This window comes from uncultured Dialister sp. (assembly GCA_900314595.1).
Taxonomy (GTDB): domain Bacteria; phylum Bacillota; class Negativicutes; order Veillonellales; family Dialisteraceae; genus Dialister.
This window is the reverse complement of the sequence record OMVW01000049.1, coordinates 1-20,422: the sequence shown is the minus strand read 5'-3', so window position 1 is coordinate 20,422 and position 20,422 is coordinate 1. Positions and strand designations below refer to the sequence as shown.

The 20,422-nt window shown below is 51.2% G+C and carries 12 protein-coding genes and 3 riboswitches; of the genes, 3 read left to right on the top strand and 9 right to left on the bottom strand.

Going from position 1 to position 20,422, the window contains the following annotated elements; translation table 11 throughout:
• Positions 1–358: 358 nt before the first annotated feature.
• The 3 genes from QZN42_RS09255 to QZN42_RS09245 all read right to left on the bottom strand — a co-directional run bounded on the left by QZN42_RS09255 (position 359) and on the right by QZN42_RS09245 (position 5,410).
• Entirely contained in the window at positions 359–1,744 is a 1,386-nt protein-coding gene (locus QZN42_RS09255) for a sodium:alanine symporter family protein (RefSeq protein ID WP_296956933.1), read from the bottom strand.
• Between the two features lie 100 nt (positions 1,745–1,844).
• A riboswitch (glycine riboswitch) is annotated at positions 1,845–1,934 on the bottom strand.
• A 194-nt stretch (positions 1,935–2,128) separates the two neighbouring features.
• Entirely contained in the window at positions 2,129–3,328 is a 1,200-nt protein-coding gene (locus tag QZN42_RS09250) for a dicarboxylate/amino acid:cation symporter (RefSeq protein ID WP_296956930.1), read from the bottom strand.
• A gap of 684 nt (positions 3,329–4,012) precedes the next feature.
• The gene (locus QZN42_RS09245) at positions 4,013–5,410 is read right to left on the bottom strand and encodes a sodium:alanine symporter family protein (RefSeq protein ID WP_296956927.1); all 1,398 of its coding nucleotides are present in this window, start codon (positions 5,408–5,410) and stop codon (positions 4,013–4,015) included.
• A gap of 273 nt (positions 5,411–5,683) precedes the next feature.
• Between QZN42_RS09245 and QZN42_RS09240 the strand changes: the two genes are divergently transcribed.
• Positions 5,684–6,397 (top strand): hypothetical protein, encoded by a 714-nt coding sequence (locus QZN42_RS09240; RefSeq protein ID WP_296956924.1) that lies wholly within the window; start codon positions 5,684–5,686, stop codon positions 6,395–6,397.
• Positions 6,398–7,288: 891 nt separating this feature from the next.
• Positions 7,289–8,161 carry a hypothetical protein gene (locus QZN42_RS09235; protein ID WP_296956921.1) on the top strand — a complete coding sequence of 291 codons (873 nt, stop codon included), beginning with the start codon at positions 7,289–7,291 and terminating at the stop codon, positions 8,159–8,161.
• Positions 8,162–9,370: 1,209 nt separating this feature from the next.
• Here QZN42_RS09235 and QZN42_RS09230 read toward each other — a convergent pair.
• The 3 genes from QZN42_RS09230 to QZN42_RS09220 all read right to left on the bottom strand — a co-directional run bounded on the left by QZN42_RS09230 (position 9,371) and on the right by QZN42_RS09220 (position 13,864).
• A complete protein-coding gene (locus tag QZN42_RS09230) occupies positions 9,371–10,819 on the bottom strand; it encodes a sodium:alanine symporter family protein (RefSeq protein ID WP_296956920.1) in 1,449 nt (482 codons plus the stop codon).
• A 134-nt stretch (positions 10,820–10,953) separates the two neighbouring features.
• A riboswitch (glycine riboswitch) is annotated at positions 10,954–11,060 on the bottom strand.
• A gap of 438 nt (positions 11,061–11,498) precedes the next feature.
• Positions 11,499–12,911, bottom strand: coding sequence for a sodium:alanine symporter family protein (locus QZN42_RS09225; protein ID WP_296956915.1), 1,413 nt, complete (start codon positions 12,909–12,911; stop codon positions 11,499–11,501).
• 110 nt (positions 12,912–13,021) lie between these two features.
• Positions 13,022–13,118, bottom strand: a riboswitch (glycine riboswitch).
• A gap of 566 nt (positions 13,119–13,684) precedes the next feature.
• On the bottom strand, positions 13,685–13,864 hold the full coding sequence (locus QZN42_RS09220; protein ID WP_296956912.1) for a hypothetical protein: 180 nt from the start codon (positions 13,862–13,864) through the stop codon (positions 13,685–13,687).
• A gap of 325 nt (positions 13,865–14,189) precedes the next feature.
• Here QZN42_RS09220 and QZN42_RS09215 point away from each other — a divergent pair, with 325 nt between their 5' ends.
• Positions 14,190–14,972 carry a ZIP family metal transporter gene (locus QZN42_RS09215; protein WP_296956910.1) on the top strand — a complete coding sequence of 261 codons (783 nt, stop codon included), beginning with the start codon at positions 14,190–14,192 and terminating at the stop codon, positions 14,970–14,972.
• A gap of 827 nt (positions 14,973–15,799) precedes the next feature.
• Here the strand turns inward: QZN42_RS09215 and QZN42_RS09210 are convergent.
• The 3 genes from QZN42_RS09210 to QZN42_RS09200 form a co-directional block, all read right to left on the bottom strand.
• Entirely contained in the window at positions 15,800–16,999 is a 1,200-nt protein-coding gene (locus QZN42_RS09210; RefSeq protein WP_296956907.1) for a GDSL-type esterase/lipase family protein, read from the bottom strand.
• A gap of 415 nt (positions 17,000–17,414) precedes the next feature.
• A complete protein-coding gene (locus QZN42_RS09205; protein WP_296956902.1) occupies positions 17,415–18,755 on the bottom strand; it encodes a GDSL-type esterase/lipase family protein in 1,341 nt (446 codons plus the stop codon).
• 181 nt (positions 18,756–18,936) lie between these two features.
• Positions 18,937–20,070, bottom strand: a complete 1,134-nt coding sequence (locus QZN42_RS09200) for a hypothetical protein (protein ID WP_296956898.1) — start codon at positions 20,068–20,070, stop codon at positions 18,937–18,939.
• Between the last annotated feature and the right edge of the window lie 352 nt (positions 20,071–20,422).

Below are 20,422 nucleotides of genomic sequence, written 5' to 3'. Positions count from 1 at the left end.
CATATATACTCGTGCCGCATCAGCGGTACTCCTTCCCGACAACCCCGATAATCCCGAGATTCCCGATATCCCCGATTCAAAAGTCAATTGACCATATAGTTTCCTTCCAACTATAAGTCCATCATCCATACTCCCGCCGCATCAGGCCGCCACCTTCACTTACCACTTATCACTTCGCACTTACCACTTTTTTATGGCCAAAGGCCGTGCGCGGAGCGCACTACAAAAAATTGGTTGGCGGAGCCAGCCATATTTTTCCCCCAATCCCCAATTCCCAATCCCTTCCGGCCAAATGAAAAGAGCCGGCTGCCCGCACAGCCGGCTCTTTACTAAGAGCTAAAAACTAACTACTAAATCATCACACTTTCCCAATTTTTCTTGCTTTATAAGCTTTGAGTTTGGCATCCCGGATTTCAAGGTGGGAGAAGTATTTCCTTGTTTCTTCCACAATCACTCCGGAGAGGCCGAGGAGGGCGATGAGGTTCGGGATGGCCATAAGGCCGTTTACGATATCTGCCAGGGCCCAAATGGCTTCGAGTTTGATGAATACGGCAGAGGCGAGGATGATGATGTATCCGATGCGGTAGAGTTTGATGGTCTTCGTGCCGAAGAGGTAGGCCCAGCACCGTTCACCGTAGTAGTTCCATCCGATAATCGTGGTGAAGGCAAAGAGGGTGAGGGAGATGGTGAGGATGTAGGGCGCCAGCCGGCCATAGCTGGTGGCAAAGGCTGCCTGGGTCATGGCTGCCCCGTTATCCGGGCCCATCCATACGCCGGAGACGATGATCGTCAGTCCGGTCAAAGTACAAATGATAATGGTATCGATAAAGGTGCCGGTCATGGAGATGAGTCCCTGTTCGGCAGGCCATTTGGTCTTGGCGGCAGCTGCTACGATCGGCGCAGAGCCCAGGCCGGATTCGTTGGAGTAAAGTCCCCGGGCGATACCGCTCCGGAGGGTGAGCATGATGGTGGCTCCTGCAAAGCCGCCGGCAGCTGCTGTTCCGTTGAAGGCTCCATCGATGACTTCAGCCACTGCATGGGGCAGGGCGGAAGCATTCATTCCAAGGAAAATAACGGTCAGTACGAAGTAGATGACGGCCATGGCCGGTACGATTTTGGAGGCGGTATTGGAAATAGACTGGAGTCCGCCGAAGGTAATGATGGCTACCAGGACTGTAATGATGGCACAGGTGATGTAGGTGGATACGCCAAAGCCTGCGTAGACGGAGGAAATAATGGCATTCATCTGGGTGGTGGTACCGCTGCCGAGCATGGCAGTCATGACACCGAAGATGGAGAAAGCTACAGCCAGGGGTTTCCATTTCTTTCCCAGGCCCATTTCGATGTAGTACATAGGTCCGCCGGAAATATTTCCATTTGAATCTACATCCCGGAATTTGACGGCCAGGCATCCTTCGGAATACTTGGTGGCCATACCGAAGAAGGCAGCGAGCCACATCCAGAAGAGGGCTCCCGGGCCGCCCAGTTTGATGGCCGTGGCCACGCCTACTATATTTCCTGTGCCCACTGTCGCTGCCAGAGCCGTGCAGAGGGCTTTGAAGGAGTCGATATCTCCGTCCCCCTTATTCCTGGCAAAGAAAATCAGCTTCAGTGCCCGGGGCAGCTTCATGACCTGCAGGAAACCCAGGCGGATGGACAGGTACACGCCGGTCCCCACCAGCAGCACCAGGAGCCAGGGACCCCATACGATGCTGTCGATCTGATTCAATACGTCTGCTAACATGTGAATTCCTCCCATTTTCCGAAGATTTTCCTCCCCCCAGGGGAAAATCTTTCGAAATAAAACCGCCGGTTCTGAAAATAAAAACAGAGCCGGCGTCATTTCCACCAGCTCTGTCCTTTTGCCTGAGAGATTTCGGCTCCTGCCTTGTCACCTTCGGCGCCCGATCACGGGGCTCTCCAGAGATCTGTCTGCATGCAGTTTCGTGTTCATGGAACGCCTGATAGTGTTACTCCTTCGGCAGACTTTCGTCTTTTTCCGCATGCTTCATCCAGCGATATATAATTGACACAGCCATTATACACTATCATTTTAAAATATACAACAATATTTTTACTTGTTCTAAAATTGTATACTTCATTTCATATTTCTTTTAGAATGGCCGCCTTATTCTTTTTCTGCTTCCGTCGCATTGATAGCCACTGCTACCGCTGCGTCGCCGGTGATATTGAGGCAGGTGCGGAACATATCAAGCACTCTGTCGATGCCGGCTACGAGGGCCAGGCCTTCCATCGGAAGTCCTACGGACTGGAGGACCATGGCCAGCATGATGAGGCCGCCTCCCGGAACGCCTGCGGTACCGATGGATGCAAGAGTACCGGTGAGAATGATCATCATCATCTGATCCATGGTCAGCGGGATTCCGTAAACGTTAGCGATGAAGAGGGAGCAGATGCCCATGTAGAGAGCGGTCCCATCCATATTGATCGTTGCGCCCAGCGGAAGGACGAAGGATGCGATGTCCCGGCGAACGCCCAGCTTCGTCTGGACATTTTTCATATTCACCGGAAGGGTGCCGGCCGAGGAACAGGTGGTAAAGGCGATAGCCATGGCTTCCGACATGCCCCGAAAAAATGTGAGCGGGCTCATATGAGCAGCGATCCCGGCAATGGATGAATAGATGCAGACTGCGTGGATGACGCTCCCCACAGCCATACAGAGGATGACGGAAATAAGAGGCAGAAGCACTTTCGGGCCGTTCTGTACGACGACCGGCATGAGGAGGCAGAATACGCCGATAGGGGCAATCTTCATGATCATGCCGATGATGCGGTAGCATACTTCTGCGGAAGCATCAAAGAAATTGATGAGGATATCCGCTTTCTTTCCGCCCAGGGAAATAATGCCCGCCCCAACGAAAAGTGCAAAAATGATAATCGGCAGGATATCCGCCTTGGCCATGGAAGCAATCGGATTCGATGGAATCATATTCAGGAAAACCTGCATGATCGTGGGCGCTTCTTTCACCTTAGGAGCAGCTGCCGTCGGAAGAGCCATGCCGATACCCGGCTGAAAGACTCCGGCCACTGCAAACCCGATAGCAATGGCAATGGCTGTAGTAATGAGATAAATGCAAAGAGTTTTGATTCCGATACGGCCCAGTTTCTTCATATCCCCCATGGAAGTCATGCCGACTACCAGGGAACAGAAAACGACCGGAACGATCATCATCTTGATGAGGCTGATAAACATGGAGCCAATCGGCGCAATCCAGGTCTTCACCGGCCCCACGGCCCCGTCCCCAAGAAGCAGCCCTACGACTACGGAGAGCACCAGGGACAGGAAAATTTGTACAGAAAGATTCATACAATCTCCCCCTTTCCAATTTTGCCTTTATTATAGTGAAATATATGCAGAAAAACAAATAGAAGTATGAAATGATTCATGCTTATATATGTATCTATGAATCAAATACTTTATAATTCATGTGCGTTATAAGCTCTATATTATAATTTATGGGATACATAGTCTTTACTGCCTGCCTTTTCGGCTTGTACATTGGAAGCTTTGTACCTGGAGCTTTTTCGTATTCGTCCGGCCTGCCTGTCCGACTTGAGCTTTTGAGGCTTTTGCACTCGAAGCTTTTTCGTATTCGTCTGGCCTGCCCTTCCGACTTGAGCTTTTGAGGCTTTTGTTTTGAGGCTTTTGCACTCGAAGCTTTTCGTATTCGTCCGGCCTGCCCTTCCGACTTGAGCTTTTGAGGCTTTTGCACTCGAAGCTTTTCGTATTCGTCTGGCCTGCCCTTCCGACTTGAACTTTTGAGGCTTTTGTGTCTGGTACTTTTTCGTATTTGTCCGGCTTTCCTGTCCGACCCGGGCGATAGAAATCTTTGGAGTTGAACACTTCAGTCCCCCCGAATGCACAAATCCCCAATAAAAATAGACGCTGCAAAAGCAGCGCCGACTCCCCGGGTCTCCCGAAACCATTCCCGATATTCCCGGCAATCCCGATTCAAAAGTTCTATCCAATTACAGTTTTCTTTATTTCCATCTACTTCTTCAGCTCCCTTTCCCTCTCAAACGCAAACGCTTCCTCCCGGATGACGGGAGAGAGCAGGATGAGGGAAATGAGATTCGGAATGGCCATGAGGGCATTGGCGATATCGGAAAGACTCCACACGTAGTCCAGGGAGAGGACAGCCCCTGCGAAGACGACGATGGAAAAAACGGACCTATATATAATGTTATATTTATAAGTGCCCAGAAGGTATTCCCAGGCCTTCTCGCCATTGTATTCCCAGCCCAGGATGGTGGAGTAGGCGAAAAGGATGATCCCCACGGTGACGATGGACCTTCCCATGTGGCCCAGCTGAGCGGAAAAGGCAGCCATGGTGAGAGCCACACCGGTCAGGGGATTTCCATCAGGACCCGCCATCCCCAGCACGCCGGAAGAGGCGATGACAAGGCCGGTAATGGAGCAGACGATGAGCGTATCGATGAACGTACCGGTCATGGAAATATAGCCCTGCCTGGCCGGTTCATCAGTAGCAGAGGCTGCGGCGGAAATCGCGGTAGACCCCAGGCCTGCCTCATTGGAGAAGCAGCCCCGGGAAATCCCGTAACGCATGGCATTCATGACAGATACTGTCATGGTGCCCATCACTCCGCCGGAAACGGCGGAAGGATCAAAAGCCATCATGAAAATCAGGTAGAGACCCTGCGGTATATTTCTATAATTCAGAATCAGGCAGAGAAGCCCGGCAGCCACATAGAAAATGGCCATAGCCGGCACCACCACCGAGGAAACCCTGGAAATAGAAGTGATGCCTCCCACCACGATGATAATCGTGAGGAACATGAGCACCACGCCTGTCACTGTGGGATCCGAGCCGAAAGAAGCCTCCACGGCGGAAGCGATGGAATTGGCCTGGGTCATATTTCCAAGGCCGAAAGATGCGATCACTGTAAAAAAGGCAAAGAAACCACCCATGAGGAGTCCGAGCCGGCGGTTTTTGATGCCATTCTTCATGGTAAACATGGGACCGCCCTTGATTTCACCCCGGCCGTTCACTTCCCTGTACTTGAAAGCGAGGAGACATTCGGAAAAACGGGTGGAGAGACCAAAGAGCGCGGAAATCCACATCCATACCAGAGCCCCCGGTCCCCCGGCAAACATGGCCGTCGCTACGCCCACGATATTTCCCGTGCCGATCGTCCCTGCCAGAGCCGTCATGAGGGCTGCAAAAGGAGAGACGTCGCCGGCCCCTTTCCTTTTCACGAAAGAAGGACGAGAAAAGGCCTGCTTCAGCGCAGACGGCAGATGGCGCCAGGTCAGGAAACGGAGAGTAAAGGTCAGGTAAATCCCCGTCCCCAGAAGCAGGATGAGCATCACCGGCCCCCAGATCACCCGGTCCATGGCAGCCAGCCCGTCCAGCGGCGTGATATCCATTTCCTCACCTCCCCGAATCCATGCAAATTTATATATCGATTTTATTATACACGGTTTACGGGGAATCACAAAGAAATAAACTTTACGGAGAAGCGGGTATTTTTAGCAGTTGGCAGTCAGCACTTAGTAGTTAGCGCTTAGTGACATAGTGCAGAAAAGGGAAAAGACAGCACTTTTCCTTACATTCCTCTTACCATAACCTTACATATCTGATAAAATATGAATATGCTCAACAGGCTTTTTCAGCCTGCATACCTGCTAAAAGAGGTCATTATGGAAGAGGAAAAAATCAGGAGGATGGCGGATCAGCTGATCCGCGAAAATCCGTCGAAACGAATCATCAGCTTTGATCTGGACAATGAGAAATACTGGATCAAGCGGAAACTTGGAAACGGGCGGAACCAGCTGGTGAAATATTCCGTAGAAAAAGAATTCTACTACGAAATCGCCCGCATGACCATCGCCGGACAGGCCCATCCGGAACTGGTACCGGCTATTACCCTGCTGACTCCGGACTACATGGTCACAAAAGACGGAGGCCCCACCCTGAAAAAATGGCTGGACTCCCCCAAAGCAGAAGGAGAAAAAGAGGATCTTCTCGAAGAGACGGGAAGAGCCCTCGCTGCCCTCCACGCCTCAGGCATCGTCCACGGCCGTCCGGCCCTCCGGGACATCACCTGGAAAGACGGGAAACTCACCTTCCTGGACTGGGAAAACCGACTCTACTCCTATGACAGAGAAGAACAGAAAGCCATCGACTTCCTCCTCCTCATGCAGGGCGTCTACCGGGAAAACTACGACGAAGAAAAAGAACGCATCCGGGCCCTTTTCAACGGCTACAAAGAAAACGGCGGAGGAAATACCATCGAAGAAGCCCGCCGGTTCCTCAAAAAACACAATATCATCGGCCGGCTCACCCATGACCTCTCCCCCTTCCACATGAAAGACATCGATTCCGTGAAGAAACTGTATGACCTGCTGGGGTGAAGTGAGTCATTAGTTTTTAGTTGTTAGTGATTAGAAATCAGAGGCGGCCCGAAGTTACAGTGGCGCCTTTTTCATATGGAACCTTTCATTTTCATTGACTTTTGAATCGGGGTGGGAGTATGATGACGGACTTATAGTCGGAAGGGGACTATATGGGCGATTGACTTTTGAATCGGGGATATCGGGAATCTCGGGATGATCGGGATTGTCGGGAAGGTGGCGCGCGAAAAATCTGAAAGCGCGCCTTTTTATATTTAGAACTGGATTCTTTGAGACTTTGAGTTCTCAGCTGTCTTCGAAACTTTGAATTGTCCGGGAATGGGGACTCGCGACTCGGGGTGGCAGGACGGCGCAACAGCAGAAGGTGCCGCATTTTTATATTTTCTGCACTACAGGTGTAAAGTATAGATGACTCTGACGGAAAGCATGCTGCAGGGCACCTGTCCTGGATGGGAAGGTCCCGGCGGAGCCGGAGGATGGGTGTTTTTGCGGCGCAAGTCGGTATTTTCACCCATGGAAGCTGTCGGTTGCCGGAGAAAACATCAGGGCCTTCCTGTACAGCCCTGAGCAGTGGAGGCATACTCCATCTGACCGCACAGGTACTGCGGGGCGGTCGGGAAGGCGGCCGCCAGATTCATAGGGCGGCCTTTTATATATGGCTCCCATTGGAGTTCCCGCAGGCTAACTCCCGCTATACCCTTCCGGTTTAAATCGAACTGCCTCAAAACCTGCACGGAAGGCAAATTCCCCCATCCCGAAAATGGTCCAAGTCTTGGCCGGCCTGCCGGGCTTTACTATTTCCTGGCGAGGGAATATTGAATTTTCCCCTTGCCCCAAACCTGGCCAGAATTTATACTTAAAGTGATAAAGTCTAACCCTGGGAGGAATCAAATGCTTCGTTGGGAAGAGGAGAAGGAACAGTTCTACAACTGGTGGAGTGAGACGACGACAAGAGAAATCGTCTTCTACTTTTTGTGTGCCTTTTTCCTGATGGGCTTCATCCTGCAGTACTATTATTATCTGGGCATCAGCGGAGCCAATAACTGGCAGCGGTTCATGCGGAATGCGGCGGAATGTCTCATCCTCATCTTTCTCACGGAGCTCACCACGGGAAAGAGCCTGCTCCATCCTTTCTGGCGCATCGGGTACATTCCCTTCTTCGGCTGGACCCTCATCTTTCCCTACGTCCTCATCCATGCAAGAAACGGCATCACCGCTGCCAGGCTGAACCACCTTTCACCCTATTTCCTCACTTCCGTAGCTTCTCTCCTCTTCATTTTCTTCGTGATGAACGTCATCAGCAAGGTGGTGGTAGGAAGGAAACTGGCCGCCTTCATCTGCCTCATCCCCATCGCCTTCTTTTCCTTCAATGCTTTCATCTTCCTTGCTCATTACACCTACATGGGCATCCTCATGAGCCCGAGAGAAATGTTCTTTGCCACCTCAGATCCCATCCGCTGGTTCGAACGAATCGTGCTTCCCCATATCGGGGGGCTGCGCCTCGCCCTCATGGGCACGGGCATTGTGGCTTACCTGGTACTCTACTACCGGTGGATTTACAGAAGCGCCTACAACCTGCATACGCGCTGGGTCAGGAAATCCAATGCTCATTCCCTCATCCACCGCATCCTTCAATTCCTCGTATTCATCGGCTGCGCCTGGCTCCTCATCCGCTGGGTCAGCGAATGTTTCCCCCTCCATGATTATGAAATCATCCGTCAGTATAAGAGCTACATCGATTTCGTGAATAGTACGAGATTCTGAAATACACCTGATCAAGCCCCTCCGCCAGGAAGCGGGCTTTTTTACTGCTCTGCATTCCTTTCCTGCATTCAAAGGACTGCACAAATCCTATGAAATATGGGTATCTTATTTCCCGTTCTCTATGGTACCGCTCCCTCCCAAAAGTCCCGAAGGCCGCCTCAGCCCCTCGGACGTCCAATCCGCCGCCAGTCTCGACCGGGGAACCTGGAGAAACTGAATCAGTCACGAAACAGGGGAAAGCTGCCGCCTCCGGGAAATATCCGATATACGCCTTTGAACCGGTCATCCGAAATCCACCCACCATTCAAACTTTTTGAAATATAAAAAACCTGTCTACTTAAATTCATTTGACCCAAATCAATTTAAGCAGACAGGTTTTATTTTGGAAATCAGCTATATAAAAATGCACTCCATCATCAGCAGCACCTTCCCGATCGCCTCGGATACCCCCGAACCCCGAAATCTCGCTAAAGTCTCTATCGGGACATGTCCGACACTGGGCTGACTCCCGAATACCGTATGTGACTCAGACCCATGTATCTACCAGAAGACTCCAAAATCATTACGTTACACGTGAACCAGACATATTCAATTTCGATAAATACCATCGTACGCCCCTCCTGCCCTCCGGGCACCCTCCCGGACGCGGGAGGGACGCATGGAATCATCTGTGTCCATATCGACAGGTAACTTCCTCCCGCGATTTCCATCCGTCAGTTTCGACAACGAAACCATCTGATAAAAATGGGCCTTTCAACCCCGCCTGTGCACATTCCCCATATATATTCATTGGCTGCATCAGCAGCCAATCCTTCCCGCACCCCGCATCCCGAACCCCGAAGTCTCGCAGAAGACAGAAACGTTCCATGTCCGGCACAGGGCTGACTCCCGAATACCGTATGTGACTCAATCCAATTAACGACCAGAAGACTCAAACATAAAAATATCCCCTATCCTGCCGGAATTCAGAGGAGCAGGATAGGGGTTGTGGCTCACTACCGAAGTAGTGAGGGGGGACAACGATATGGAGGGGTTGGAGACTTCCATCCGGACTTTGGAACCTGGTTCCATCCGATCGGCCGGAGGTGTTAGCGAAGGTGAACATCCGCTGAAATCTCTAACCCTGCGTTTTTCACGCGTTCAGTCGATCACGCCCGGACACATCCAACCGATGCGTCCCGATAAGTAATTTCAAGTTTCTGCATTGGATCAAGCTTTGGCATTTGCTTTGCTTTCTTTAGCTGCCAGTGCTTTTTCAGCTTTTTCTTTTTCAAGAACAACCTGGAATCTTTCCACTTCTTCCTTGATAACAGGAGCAAGGATGAGCAGGGAGATCAGGTTCGGGATTGCCATCAGAGCGTTTGCAATATCGGAGAGGTTCCAAACCAGGTCGAGGGTCTGGGTAGCGCCGACATAAACAACCAGGGAGAATGCAACTCTGTAAATCATATTGTACTTATGGGTGCCGAAGAGGTATTCCCATGCTTTTTCACCGTGATATTCCCAGCCGAGGATGGTGGAGAATGCGAAGAGGATGATGCCGATACCTACAAGATACTGACCAACTACGCCAAGTTCAGTGGAGAAAGCTGCCATGGTGAGGGCGATACCTTTCAGAGGCTTGCCGTCAGCGCCTACAGTGCCGAGGACGCCGGATGCTGCAATGGTAATACCGGTGATGGAGCAGACAACGATGGTATCCCAGAAAGTACCGGTCATATTGATATAGCCCTGACGAACCGGGTCATCAGTGGTAGCTGCGGCTGCAGTGATTGCGGCAGAACCCATGCCGGCTTCATTGGAGAAGCAGCCGCGGGCAACGCCATAACGCATAGCGTTCATAACAGAAACTGTAATAGTACCAAGTACGCCGCCGCCAATTGCCTGCGGATCAAATGCCATGGTGAAGATCAGGTAGAGGCCGTGCGGTACGTTTTCGATATTCATAACGATGCAGATGACGCCTGCAATGATGTAGAAGACTGCCATGCCTGGAACGACTACAGAAGAAACTTTGGAAATGGTCTTGATACCACCGACGATGATGATGAGAGAAAGAACGGTGAGAACAACGCCGCAGATTTCTTCAGGTGTACCCCAGAGGGTCTTGACTGCACCGACAATGGAGTTTGCCTGGGTCATGTTGCCGATACCGAAGGAAGCGACTACTGCGAAGAATGCGAAGAGGAAGCCCATGACAGCGCCGAGAGTCTTATTCTTGAAAGCGTTCTTCATGGTGAACATCGGGCCGCCTTTCATTTCGCCCTTAGCGTTCACTTCACGGTATTTAATAGCCAGCATACATTCGGAGAATTTGGAAGTAAGGCCGAAGCATGCGGAAATCCACATCCACACCAGGGCGCCCGGGCCGCCGGAGAACATTGCCGTTGCGACACCGACGATATTGCCGGTACCGATGGTTGCTGCCAGTGCGGTGCACAGTGCGGAGAATGGAGAAACGTCGCCGGTACCACGCTTGGTGGTGCGGGCTTCTTTAGAAAGTACGCTTGAGATAGCGTACGGTAAGTTGCGCCATGTTCTGAATTTCAGATAAAATGTGAGGAATGCCCCTGTACCTACGAGGAGTACCAGCATTACCGGCCCCCACACAAAGCTGTCAATCTCGTTGACAACTGCATTGATTGCTGCCATGTCCATAATAAATATCCCCCTTATTTCCCCGTAATCCTTCCATACTTCAAACAAAAAACCGCCGTACTCAGGCTTTCTTAAGGAAATACTGAGGCTGGCGGTTCATGTATGTATGCATCCATGCATATCGGGTGTTACCCTTAGCCAGCCCTGTCCTTTTGCCTGAGAGATTCGAGATTCCTACGGGTATGAAATCTCTTAACACCTTCGGCGCCCGCCTTTCGCGGGACTCTCCAGAGTTGTGTCCGTACGCAGTTTCGTGTCCATTCTGGACGCCTGATAGTGTTACTCCTTCGGCAGCGGCTTTCGCCGTCATTTTTCAGCGTACATCAACCACATATTCTGTTACTGCTTTTCCGATGACCTCCGGGAACAGATCTGAATTCCCCCTTCGGACATCTGCCGTGCAGTGACGGCTATATTCACGGGCTGCCGCCCGATCCTATACTTGTTTTATTATTCTCCCCTTTTGGAAATAGGGCCTCCGCTCCGGAAGCTATTTTCTGGGGATAGCTCCCGGAGCCCGGCAGACTCCGTTGAATCAGTTTAGGAGGGCTTCTTCTCAGGAGTGCCCTGCGCCGGATGGGGTGTCATATTAATCCGGAAAGGAGGAAAATGGGAAAAACCCCGCTTCCCGGAAATAATATGTAAGTGTATGACCCTGATTGAAGCCCTCCTTATTTCTTTAATCGGAAATTTCGGACTTTGCTTCCTTTGCCGGATCTCTATCTACGTATTCTTCGTAGTCTTTGCCGGTAGCCAGGTGGTCGAAATATTTCTCTGTTTCACGAACCACCACACCGGAGAGTGCCAGCAGGGCAATCAGGTTAGGTATAGCCATGAGTCCGTTGACGATATCTGCCAGGACCCAGATGGCTTCGAGTTTCAGGAACGCGCCGCTTGCGACGAGGATGATGAAGATGATTCTGTAAGGAAGGATTCCTTTGGTGCCGCAGAGGTAAATCATGCACCGTTCACCGTAGTAGTTCCATCCGAGGATGGTGGTGAAGGCGAAGAGCACCAGACCGATCATCAGCATGTAGCCGCCGAATGCGGGGAATGCATCTTTGAAAGCTGCATTTGTAAGAGCTGCGCCGTTCAGGCCGTTCAGCCATTCGCCGGAAACGACGATGGTCAGACCTGTGAGCGTACAAATAATGATGGTATCGATGAAGGTACCGGTCATGGAAATCAGACCCTGTTCAGCAGGCCACTTGGTCTTTGCTGCGGCTGCTACGATCGGGGCACTGCCAAGGCCGGATTCATTGGAGAAAACGCCTCTTGCGATACCGCTTCTCATAGCCAGCATCACCGTGGATCCGAGGAAACCGCCGGCAGCAGCTGTGCCTGTGAATGCATTGGAAATAATGGTTTCAACAGCAGCAGGAATCTGATCTGCGAAATAGATAAGTACACCAACTGTAGAAATGAAGTAAATCACAGCCATAGCCGGAACGATTTTCGAAGCGGCAGCTGCAATGGACTGAAGACCTCCGAGAGTGATAGCTGCGACCAGGATGGTCAGGATCGCACAGGTCCAGATAGGAGAAAGGCCTGTCGTCATCTTTGTGATATCCACAATGGAATTCACCTGGGCGAAAGTACCGATACCGAAGTAGGCAACCAGTACGCCGAAGATGGCGAAAAGTGTGCCCAGCCATTTGTACTTCGGGCCCATACCGTTTTTGATGTAGAACATCGGACCACCGGCGATTTCGCCCTTGTCGTCCACTTCACGGTACTTGACGGCCAGAAGACCTTCCGCATATTTCGTAGCCATTCCGAAGAATGCGGCCATCCACATCCAGAAGATGGCTCCCGGACCACCGGCTGCGATAGCAGTTGCCACGCCTACGATATTTCCGGTCCCTACGGTTGCAGAAAGGGCTGTGCAGAGAGCCTTGAAAGAATCAATATCACCGCTTCCCGCATTCTGTGCCTTGAAGATCAGTGCCAGAGCCTTCGGCAGTTTGAAAACCTGCAGAAGCTTCAGACGGATCGTGAGGAGAATGCCCGTCCCTACCAGAAGGACCAGGAGCGGCGGCCCCCAGATAAAACTATCAACCGAATTCAGCAAATCCATGTAATTCAAATCCATTTTTGTACAACGCCCTCCGAAAAATATAGTCACAAAAAAGCCGGCCCATCATAAAAAAATTACTCTGGAAGCCGGCATTGTCTACCTTTAACGGACACATTCAGTGTGACGTTGCTTTCTCTGTCCTTTTGCCTGAGAGATTGGGAAAATATTTCCTTCCTTACACCTTCGGCGCTCTATTTGTAGAGACTCTCCAGAGTGTGTCCATATGCGGTACCTGTCTTGCGACGCCTGAGAGTGTTGCTCCTTCGGCAAACCAGTGGTTTTCTCCCACATACTTCATCCACCAATATGAATTTGATGTTTGCATTATAGGTCTTGTTTTTGAGAATTGCAATAGTAAAACGCAATATTTAATTTATTTCTAATGTAATGACTTTAGCAGCGTAAAGAAAATACAAGATATTGAGGCATAGAAGACTGGCGGGGCATAGAGACAATGGTGACGAATCGGGGAAAGGGAAAAGAGATAAGGAAAAAGGGGCGGTGGCCGCTTCAAATTTGGAAGGCGGCCGAGTATTTATTTGGCCTTTGGCCCTCAAATGAACCATTCCGACATGCAGCGGCAGAACAACCCCCTGCTCGCTCCGCTCGCTGCCCCCCAGGCTCGGGGGGCCTGTGACGTTTCGACTTGAATATTTTTTCAACCTCGCCTGTGTACATTCCCCCTATAAATTAGTCAGCGCATCAGCGCTGACACCTCCCCGCACCCCGACCGCCCCGATCACCCCGAACTTTCGAAAGAGAATCTACCGGGACATGTCGCAGTGAGGCTAATCCCGAATACCGAAATAGACACAATCCATAAAAGTGAAAGGATAAGCCAGAGAGAGCACATAGGGCACACTGGAAATAGGCGGCGTACCCAGCGCGCTCTTCACCGTCAGGGAAATCCCCATGGACTGGATCAGGATGCCCATGAAAAAAATCAGGTACCGTTTCCAAAGAGACAAGATAAAGCTTCCTTTCCTCATAAAAATCTGATTTATTTTAACATCCACAGGGAAAGCTTTCAAAGAAATTCCTGACAAAATGAATTTGCCCTGCCGCCGGGTCATTCAGTGCCAAAGCATATATTCACAGGTGCAGAAATAGGAAAAAGTAAGATAAAGCGGGCCTTTGATCCTGATGACCTCCCCGACAGTCCCGAGACCCCCGAAATAATTCCCGAGATTCCCGTTTCAAAAGCATTCCAATTCATCATGGTTTTCAGGCAGAAATTGACAAATGACGATAAACGGTCTATACCTAAGATAAATCATATAAAGGAGTTACACTATGGATACAATACTTGCAATGGGTCTCCTCATCCCGTTCCTGGGGACCAGTCTGGGGGCTGCCACCTGTCTCTTTATGACCGGTGAACTTCACCGGGAAGTACAGCGGGGCCTCACCGGTTTTGCGGCGGGGGTCATGGTAGCCGCCTCCATCTGGTCACTGCTGATTCCGGCCCTCGAAGAATCGGAACCATTGGGAAAAATGGCTTTCCTCCCTTCAGCCATCGGTTTTGCCCTGGGCATGGTTTTTCTGCTTTTCCTGGACCATGTGATTCCCCATCTTCACATGGGCGCCCATGATCCGGAAGGTCCGAAAAGTCACCTGAAAAGGACGACTATGCTCGTCCTGGCAGTCACTCTCCATAACATTCCGGAAGGTATGGCAGTGGGCGTGGTACTGGCCGGTTTTGCAGCGGGCCACGGGGATATCACCCTGGCTTCCGCCATGGCCCTTTCCCTGGGCATTGCCATCCAGAACTTCCCGGAAGGAGCCATTATTTCCCTTCCCCTCCGGTCGGCCGGAGAATCCAGGATGAAATCCTTCGTTATGGGCGTCCTCTCAGGGGCCGTAGAACCCATAGGGGGAGTCATTACCATCCTTCTCACCACCCTCATCGTGCCCCTCATGCCATACCTCCTGTCCTTTGCCGCCGGTGCCATGATGTACGTGGTGGTGGAAGAACTGATCCCGGAAATGTCCGAAGAACCCCATTCCAATGTGGGAACCATCACTTATGCCGTAGGATTCATCATCATGATGGCCCTGGACGTGGCACTGGGGTGAGTTTAGCGGTTACCAGTTAGTTTTTAGTTGTTAGAAATAAAGCCTTCCGGGCCTTTTGAGCCGGGAGGCTTTTTTGGTGAAAGACGGATTGGGGATTGCGGATTGGGGATTGCGGGAAAGATATGGTTGGCTTCGCCAACCAATTTTTTATAGTGCGCTTCGCGCACGGGCCTTTGGCCCGCACTTGTGCTGCTAAGGGTTGTACGCAGGCGGTGACTCAAAACAAAGGGGAAAGGGGCGGTGACCGCTTCAAATTTGGAAGGCGGCCGAGTATTTATTTGGCCTTTGGCCCTCAAATGAAATGAATCCGATTCTGCACAGGCGGTGGCTCTACCATTCCGACACGCAGCGATAGAACAACCCCCTGCTCGCTCCGCTCGCTGCCCCCCAGGCTCGGGGGGCCTGTGACGTTTCGACTTGAATATTTTTTCAAATCCGCCTGTGCAAAATTCCCATAAGTATTCGGCGGCCATCAGGCCGCCACCTTCCCGCAATCCGAAATCCCCAATCCGCAATCCGACTATCGCAGATGACTCAATCCATAAAGCTGACAAATGACTCAAAAACTTTTCACACCCCTGTGAATAACTCTTCTGTGAATCACTGTGAGTAACTATTTCCGTAAAAATCATGTAAAATCCATATCTCGAACAGGAGTTTTTCACAACAATTCACAGGGTTAATCACAGTAGAGTGAGTAGTTGTAAGTTTTTAGTTTTTAGTTTCACATTTGTAGAAATCACAATTTTCAGCAAAAAAGGGCCGCCCCATAAATTGGACGGCCACCTTCACTTATCACTTACCACTATTTCTATTTCTAACCGCTATCATTTCACAAACTCACCAATGTGCGCATTGATGACTTGCGCCATGAGTTTTTTCGCCCGCACGTCTCCGTGGAGGCCGTCTACCGCATAGTCTACGGGCATGGGCTTTGTTTCATCGAAGGCAGCGGCCGTATCGATATGGGGCTGGGTGCGGATCCATGCATTGACTCTGGCAAATTGTTCCTGCCAGTTTTCCACCGTCGGTTCTCCGAAGACTTTCTGCGTGCTTTCCGGATTGATGGGCGGAAGGGTGAGAAGGATGGGGACGATTCCGTAATCCCTGCATTTCTGCCGGATGGTGGAAAGATTTCCGATGACTTCTTCTGCCGGCACTCCTCCCCTAAGGCTGTTCGTCCCGCCCAGGATGAGGAGGTATTTCAGATGGAAGGGAAGGACGTCTCTTTCAAACCGTTCCACCATGGTTTCCGAGGTGTCCCCGGAATTGGACAGGTTGATGGTATCGAAATCGAGATAGGAGCCGTAGCTGTAGGCGAGATCGTTGGGCCCGTAGGACATGCGTCCGCCTCCATGGGTGATGGAATCTCCGAAGAGGCCGATGGTCCATCCTTTTGTAGAGAGGGTCCGTTTCTGGGGAAGGCTCCATTCTCCGACGGCCCTTCCGTATTTATCTTTGCCCCGGACCCGCCAGTACCAGGTGCCGAAGCGGGGCGGTTCATCATAATAGTCGGTATACTGGAAATCTCCGCCTCCGATGTGGTACATGGAATGGGCTGTACCGTTCACGTTTTCCGGGTACTCCGAGAGCACTTCTATTTCATAGGTGGAAATACCGGGATTTCCCACGTAGGAATAGACGGGATAGAGCAGGGTGCCGCCTCTTCTTCCACTCACGTCTCTCCTGGGGAGCGGCGCATTTCTGGAAACGATGCGGGCTGAACCCCTGAAAAGTTTCGGACTGCTGATGGGCCCGATGGGATTTCCGTCGAAATCGAGGGGCCGGGCCTGCCACTGCCAGTCCTTCTCTTTCTGCATATAGATAGACGGCAGAAGTACGTCGCTCATGTACACCGTCTGGTGACGGATAGAGCGATGAAGCAGGTCTCTGGTAGAAAGGATCAGATCATACTTCACTGCATCCCAGTTGGGAGTCCAGTGGAGATAGGTGAGATCTGTGGCTTCTGCTGCCGGAGTCATGAAAAGAAAGGCGGCCAGCGCAAGAAATACTTTGGAAATCTTCATGATTGGCTCCGTTTGTTTTGAGACATTTGTCAGGTTTTTGAGCTGAGGCAGATTCGATAGTCGGATTGCGAATTGGGGATTTCGGGGTGCGGGGTGCGGGAAGGTGGCGGCCTGATGGCCGCCGAATACTTATGGGGATTCGAAACGTCACAGGCCCCCCGAGCCTGGGGGGCAGCGAGCGGAGCGAGCAGGGGGTTGTTCTGCCGCTGCATGTCGGAATGGTAGAGCCACCGCCTGTGCAGAATCCCTGTCAGCTCAATTGCGGGCCAACAGCCCGTGCGCGGAGCGCACTATATAAGATTGGTTCCCGCAGGGAACCATATCCTTCCCGATCGCCCCGATCGCCCCAATGGCCCCGATTCCCCCGATTCAAAAGTCATTGAAGAATACAGTCCGCCTTACTCGAATACCAGTTTTATTTTATAAACTTATGTATCTCCCGATTGATTTCTCCCGCGATCATCTGCTTGGCATTCCAGTCTCCGTGGATTCCGTCCATGGCCAGTTCGCTGGGCATGACTTCGTAGTCGGAAAAGGGAGCAGCCGTATCGATGTGGGGCTGGGTGCGGATGTAGGCGTTGACAATGTCTACCGATTCTTTCCATCCGCTGTAGGTCACATCTCCGTAGTATTTCTGTATGTTTTCCGGATTGATGGGAACGATGGTGAGGAGGATGGGGGTAATGCCGTGGTCGGTGCATTTTTTCTGGATCACTGCCAGATGGCCGATGACTTTCTGCGGGTCCGCTCCCATGCGGAGGTCATTGATGCCTCCCATGATGAGGAGGTATTTCACATGGAAAGGAAGGACGTCCCTGGTGAAACGGTCTTCCATCATTTCCGTAGTATCTCCGCTTCGTCCCATATTGACTGCCGGGAAATCGAGGTAGGTGATGTAGGAGTAGGCCATGTCCGCAGGGCTGTGGTAGAGGTGACCGCCTCCCTGTGTAATGGAATCTCCAAATATGCCTACGTCCCAGTGTTCTTCGGGGTTGGCGCGGACTTTTTCGGGGAGGCTCCAGATGCCCACAGGACTTCCGTCTTCGGCAAGGCCCCGCACGCGCCAGTAGTAGGTGCCGATCCGGGGATTATCGTCGTACACATTGGAAAGGCTTGTAATCTGGGAAAATACGCGGTGCTTCGAGGGTTCGGTGCCTTCCGTATTTTCCGGGTATGTATCGGTCACTTCCACTTCGTATTTCGATGCGCCGGGATTTCCTGCATAGGAATAGACCGGGTACTCCAGGGTGGAGCCGTTTCCGGGATGGTAAATATTCGGATAGGGGGCATTGCGGTCGATGGGTTTCATGGTACTTCTCAGTTCTCTGGGGGAAGAGAAGGGCCCCATGCCGGACCAGTCCGCATCGATGGGACGCACCCGCCAGTAGAGGGGCGCATCGCCCTCGGGAAATTGGGAAATATCCACCAGCACTTTACTGGAATAAATCCGCTGGTTATCGTACAGGTGGTCTTCGAGCGCTGCATTTCTGTCCAGATTTTCCGGAAGGCCCCGGAATATTTCCACTTCGTAGCGCACTGATTCCGGATCATCCGGCCAGGTGAGGAGCACCAGCTGGCTTTCGGATGTAGCCGGCGCTTCGCCTCCTTCCGGCGCTGCCCCGTCATCGGTAGAAGAAGCGGTGGCCGACTCCAGAAGCGTGGCCGCCGGGTCGATATTTTCGGCCTGCACAGCGCAGGGATTTATGAAATATATAAATGAAGCGGCTAAAACCGCGGGAAGTACTGTTTTCTTCATGAATCTGCTTTCTATACTTTATGGTTAATGGATATATAGTTAATAGTTAATGGGTAATAGGTAATGGCCGCATTGTACACAACAGGAAAAGAATCTTTGGGATCAATATTTTCCGGACAATGTGGGATTCCATTAACCATTAACCATTATCTATTATCTATTAACCATGAACGAATCGCTCTTACTCGCTCATTTCGCTCCGGATCTGCTGCAGGGCTATTTTCGCATCTTCGCTTCCATGAGCGGCTGCATGCTGGAGGAGTTCCATGGCTTTTTCCGTATTTTTTTCTGTGCCGTAGCCGAACTGGTAGCAGGCGGCGAGCCAGCCCAGGGCTTCTACATAGTGATGGTCTGCTGCCTTCCGGAAAAGTTCGAAAGCTTTTTTGTCATTTCCATCTTCATGGTAAATCACGCCCAGCTGGGTGGTGGAGGAGTCCATACCGAGGTCCGAGGCTTTCTGGTAGTAAATCTTGGCCAGGCGGCGGTCTTTTTTCGTTCCGTGGCCGTAGAAATAGCAGTTCGCCAGATTTCCAAGGGCCAGCGGGTCATTTCCTTCGGCCGCTTTCTTTGTAATCTTAAATCCTTCTTTTTTGTCACTCGTCCCGTTTCCGTCGAAAATGTACATGACTCCCAGAGCCACTCCGGCCCTTAGATGGCCTTTGGCAAAGGCTTTGCGGAAGAGGCGGATGCCTTCTTTCTTGTCCTTTGTCACTCCGGTGCCCAGATAGTAGAAATAGGCGAGACGGTTGAATGCATCGGGATAGCCCGCTTCGGCGGATTTCCGGTATGCTTCCATGGACCGCTTCGGGTCTGCCACATGGCGGACAAATTCCGGATTGTCCTGCACATGGGGGTCATAAAACTGTCCGATATCATTCCAGGCTTTCCAGTAACCGCCCATGGCTGCCGTGTGGAGGAGGGAAAAAGCTTCGTCCAGCTCGGTATGTTCATCGGCATGAATCATGGTATAGCATCCCAGGGCCTCCAGGGCATAGCAGTCGGGATTTTCCTTCACCTTCGAAATCCAGGTCTCCCGCTTTTCATAGAGCTTGTCCAGTTCTTCGCGTGCGATTCCATCGGAATGGAGGAGGCAGAAAAAAGCGCAGAGCGGATCCTCCGCCTGAGCTCCCTTCAGTGCCCATTTTGCCGCTTCCTCAGGGTCCCAGGGAGCAGCCTCGAGATAATAATTATGGTAAAGAGCCAGGAAATACATGGCCCGCGCATCTCCCGCTTCCGCCAGAGACTTGAAAACGGGGTACGCTTCTTTTATTTTATATTCCTTAAATAAGCTTTCCGCTTTTTCTAAATCGGTCATAATAGTCCTCCTTGATGGTCTTATTATATCATGAGGGAAAAAAGTTATCAGTTACCGGTTTCATGGGGAAACCATTCGGGAATTGTTTCACGTGAAACAGGGATTTTAGTTTTTAGTTGTTAGTTGTTAGTAATAAAAGGATAACTTTGAAACCATTCATCGAAAAACTGTACATCGGGGTTAATGGGATTTATTCGAATTACTTTGAAGTCATTCGGTTTTTAGAAACTGGACATTGGAGTTAATGGTTAATAGCAATATCATTAACTTAGCAGCGTATAAAATACCTCTAAATCGAAGTTCTTCTATCATATATAGGGGAAATAAGCCTTTATTCACCCTGCCAGAAGTA

Bases quoted from the DNA above. Each gene is read 5' to 3' on its own strand.
- QZN42_RS09255 (WP_296956933.1), bottom strand. From the start codon at position 1,744: ATGTTAGCAGACGTATTGAATCAGATCGACAGCATCGTATGGGGTCCC.
- QZN42_RS09200 (WP_296956898.1), bottom strand. From the start codon at position 20,070: ATGACCGATTTAGAAAAAGCGGAAAGCTTATTTAAGGAATATAAAATA.
- QZN42_RS09230 (WP_296956920.1), bottom strand. From the start codon at position 10,819: ATGGACATGGCAGCAATCAATGCAGTTGTCAACGAGATTGACAGCTTT.
- QZN42_RS09210 (WP_296956907.1), bottom strand. From the start codon at position 16,999: ATGAAGATTTCCAAAGTATTTCTTGCGCTGGCCGCCTTTCTTTTCATG.
- QZN42_RS09215 (WP_296956910.1), top strand. From the start codon at position 14,190: ATGGATACAATACTTGCAATGGGTCTCCTCATCCCGTTCCTGGGGACC.
- QZN42_RS09225 (WP_296956915.1), bottom strand. From the start codon at position 12,911: ATGGATTTGAATTACATGGATTTGCTGAATTCGGTTGATAGTTTTATC.
- QZN42_RS09240 (WP_296956924.1), top strand. From the start codon at position 5,684: ATGGAAGAGGAAAAAATCAGGAGGATGGCGGATCAGCTGATCCGCGAA.
- QZN42_RS09205 (WP_296956902.1), bottom strand. From the start codon at position 18,755: ATGAAGAAAACAGTACTTCCCGCGGTTTTAGCCGCTTCATTTATATAT.
- QZN42_RS09245 (WP_296956927.1), bottom strand. From the start codon at position 5,410: ATGGATATCACGCCGCTGGACGGGCTGGCTGCCATGGACCGGGTGATC.
- QZN42_RS09235 (WP_296956921.1), top strand. From the start codon at position 7,289: ATGCTTCGTTGGGAAGAGGAGAAGGAACAGTTCTACAACTGGTGGAGT.
- QZN42_RS09250 (WP_296956930.1), bottom strand. From the start codon at position 3,328: ATGAATCTTTCTGTACAAATTTTCCTGTCCCTGGTGCTCTCCGTAGTC.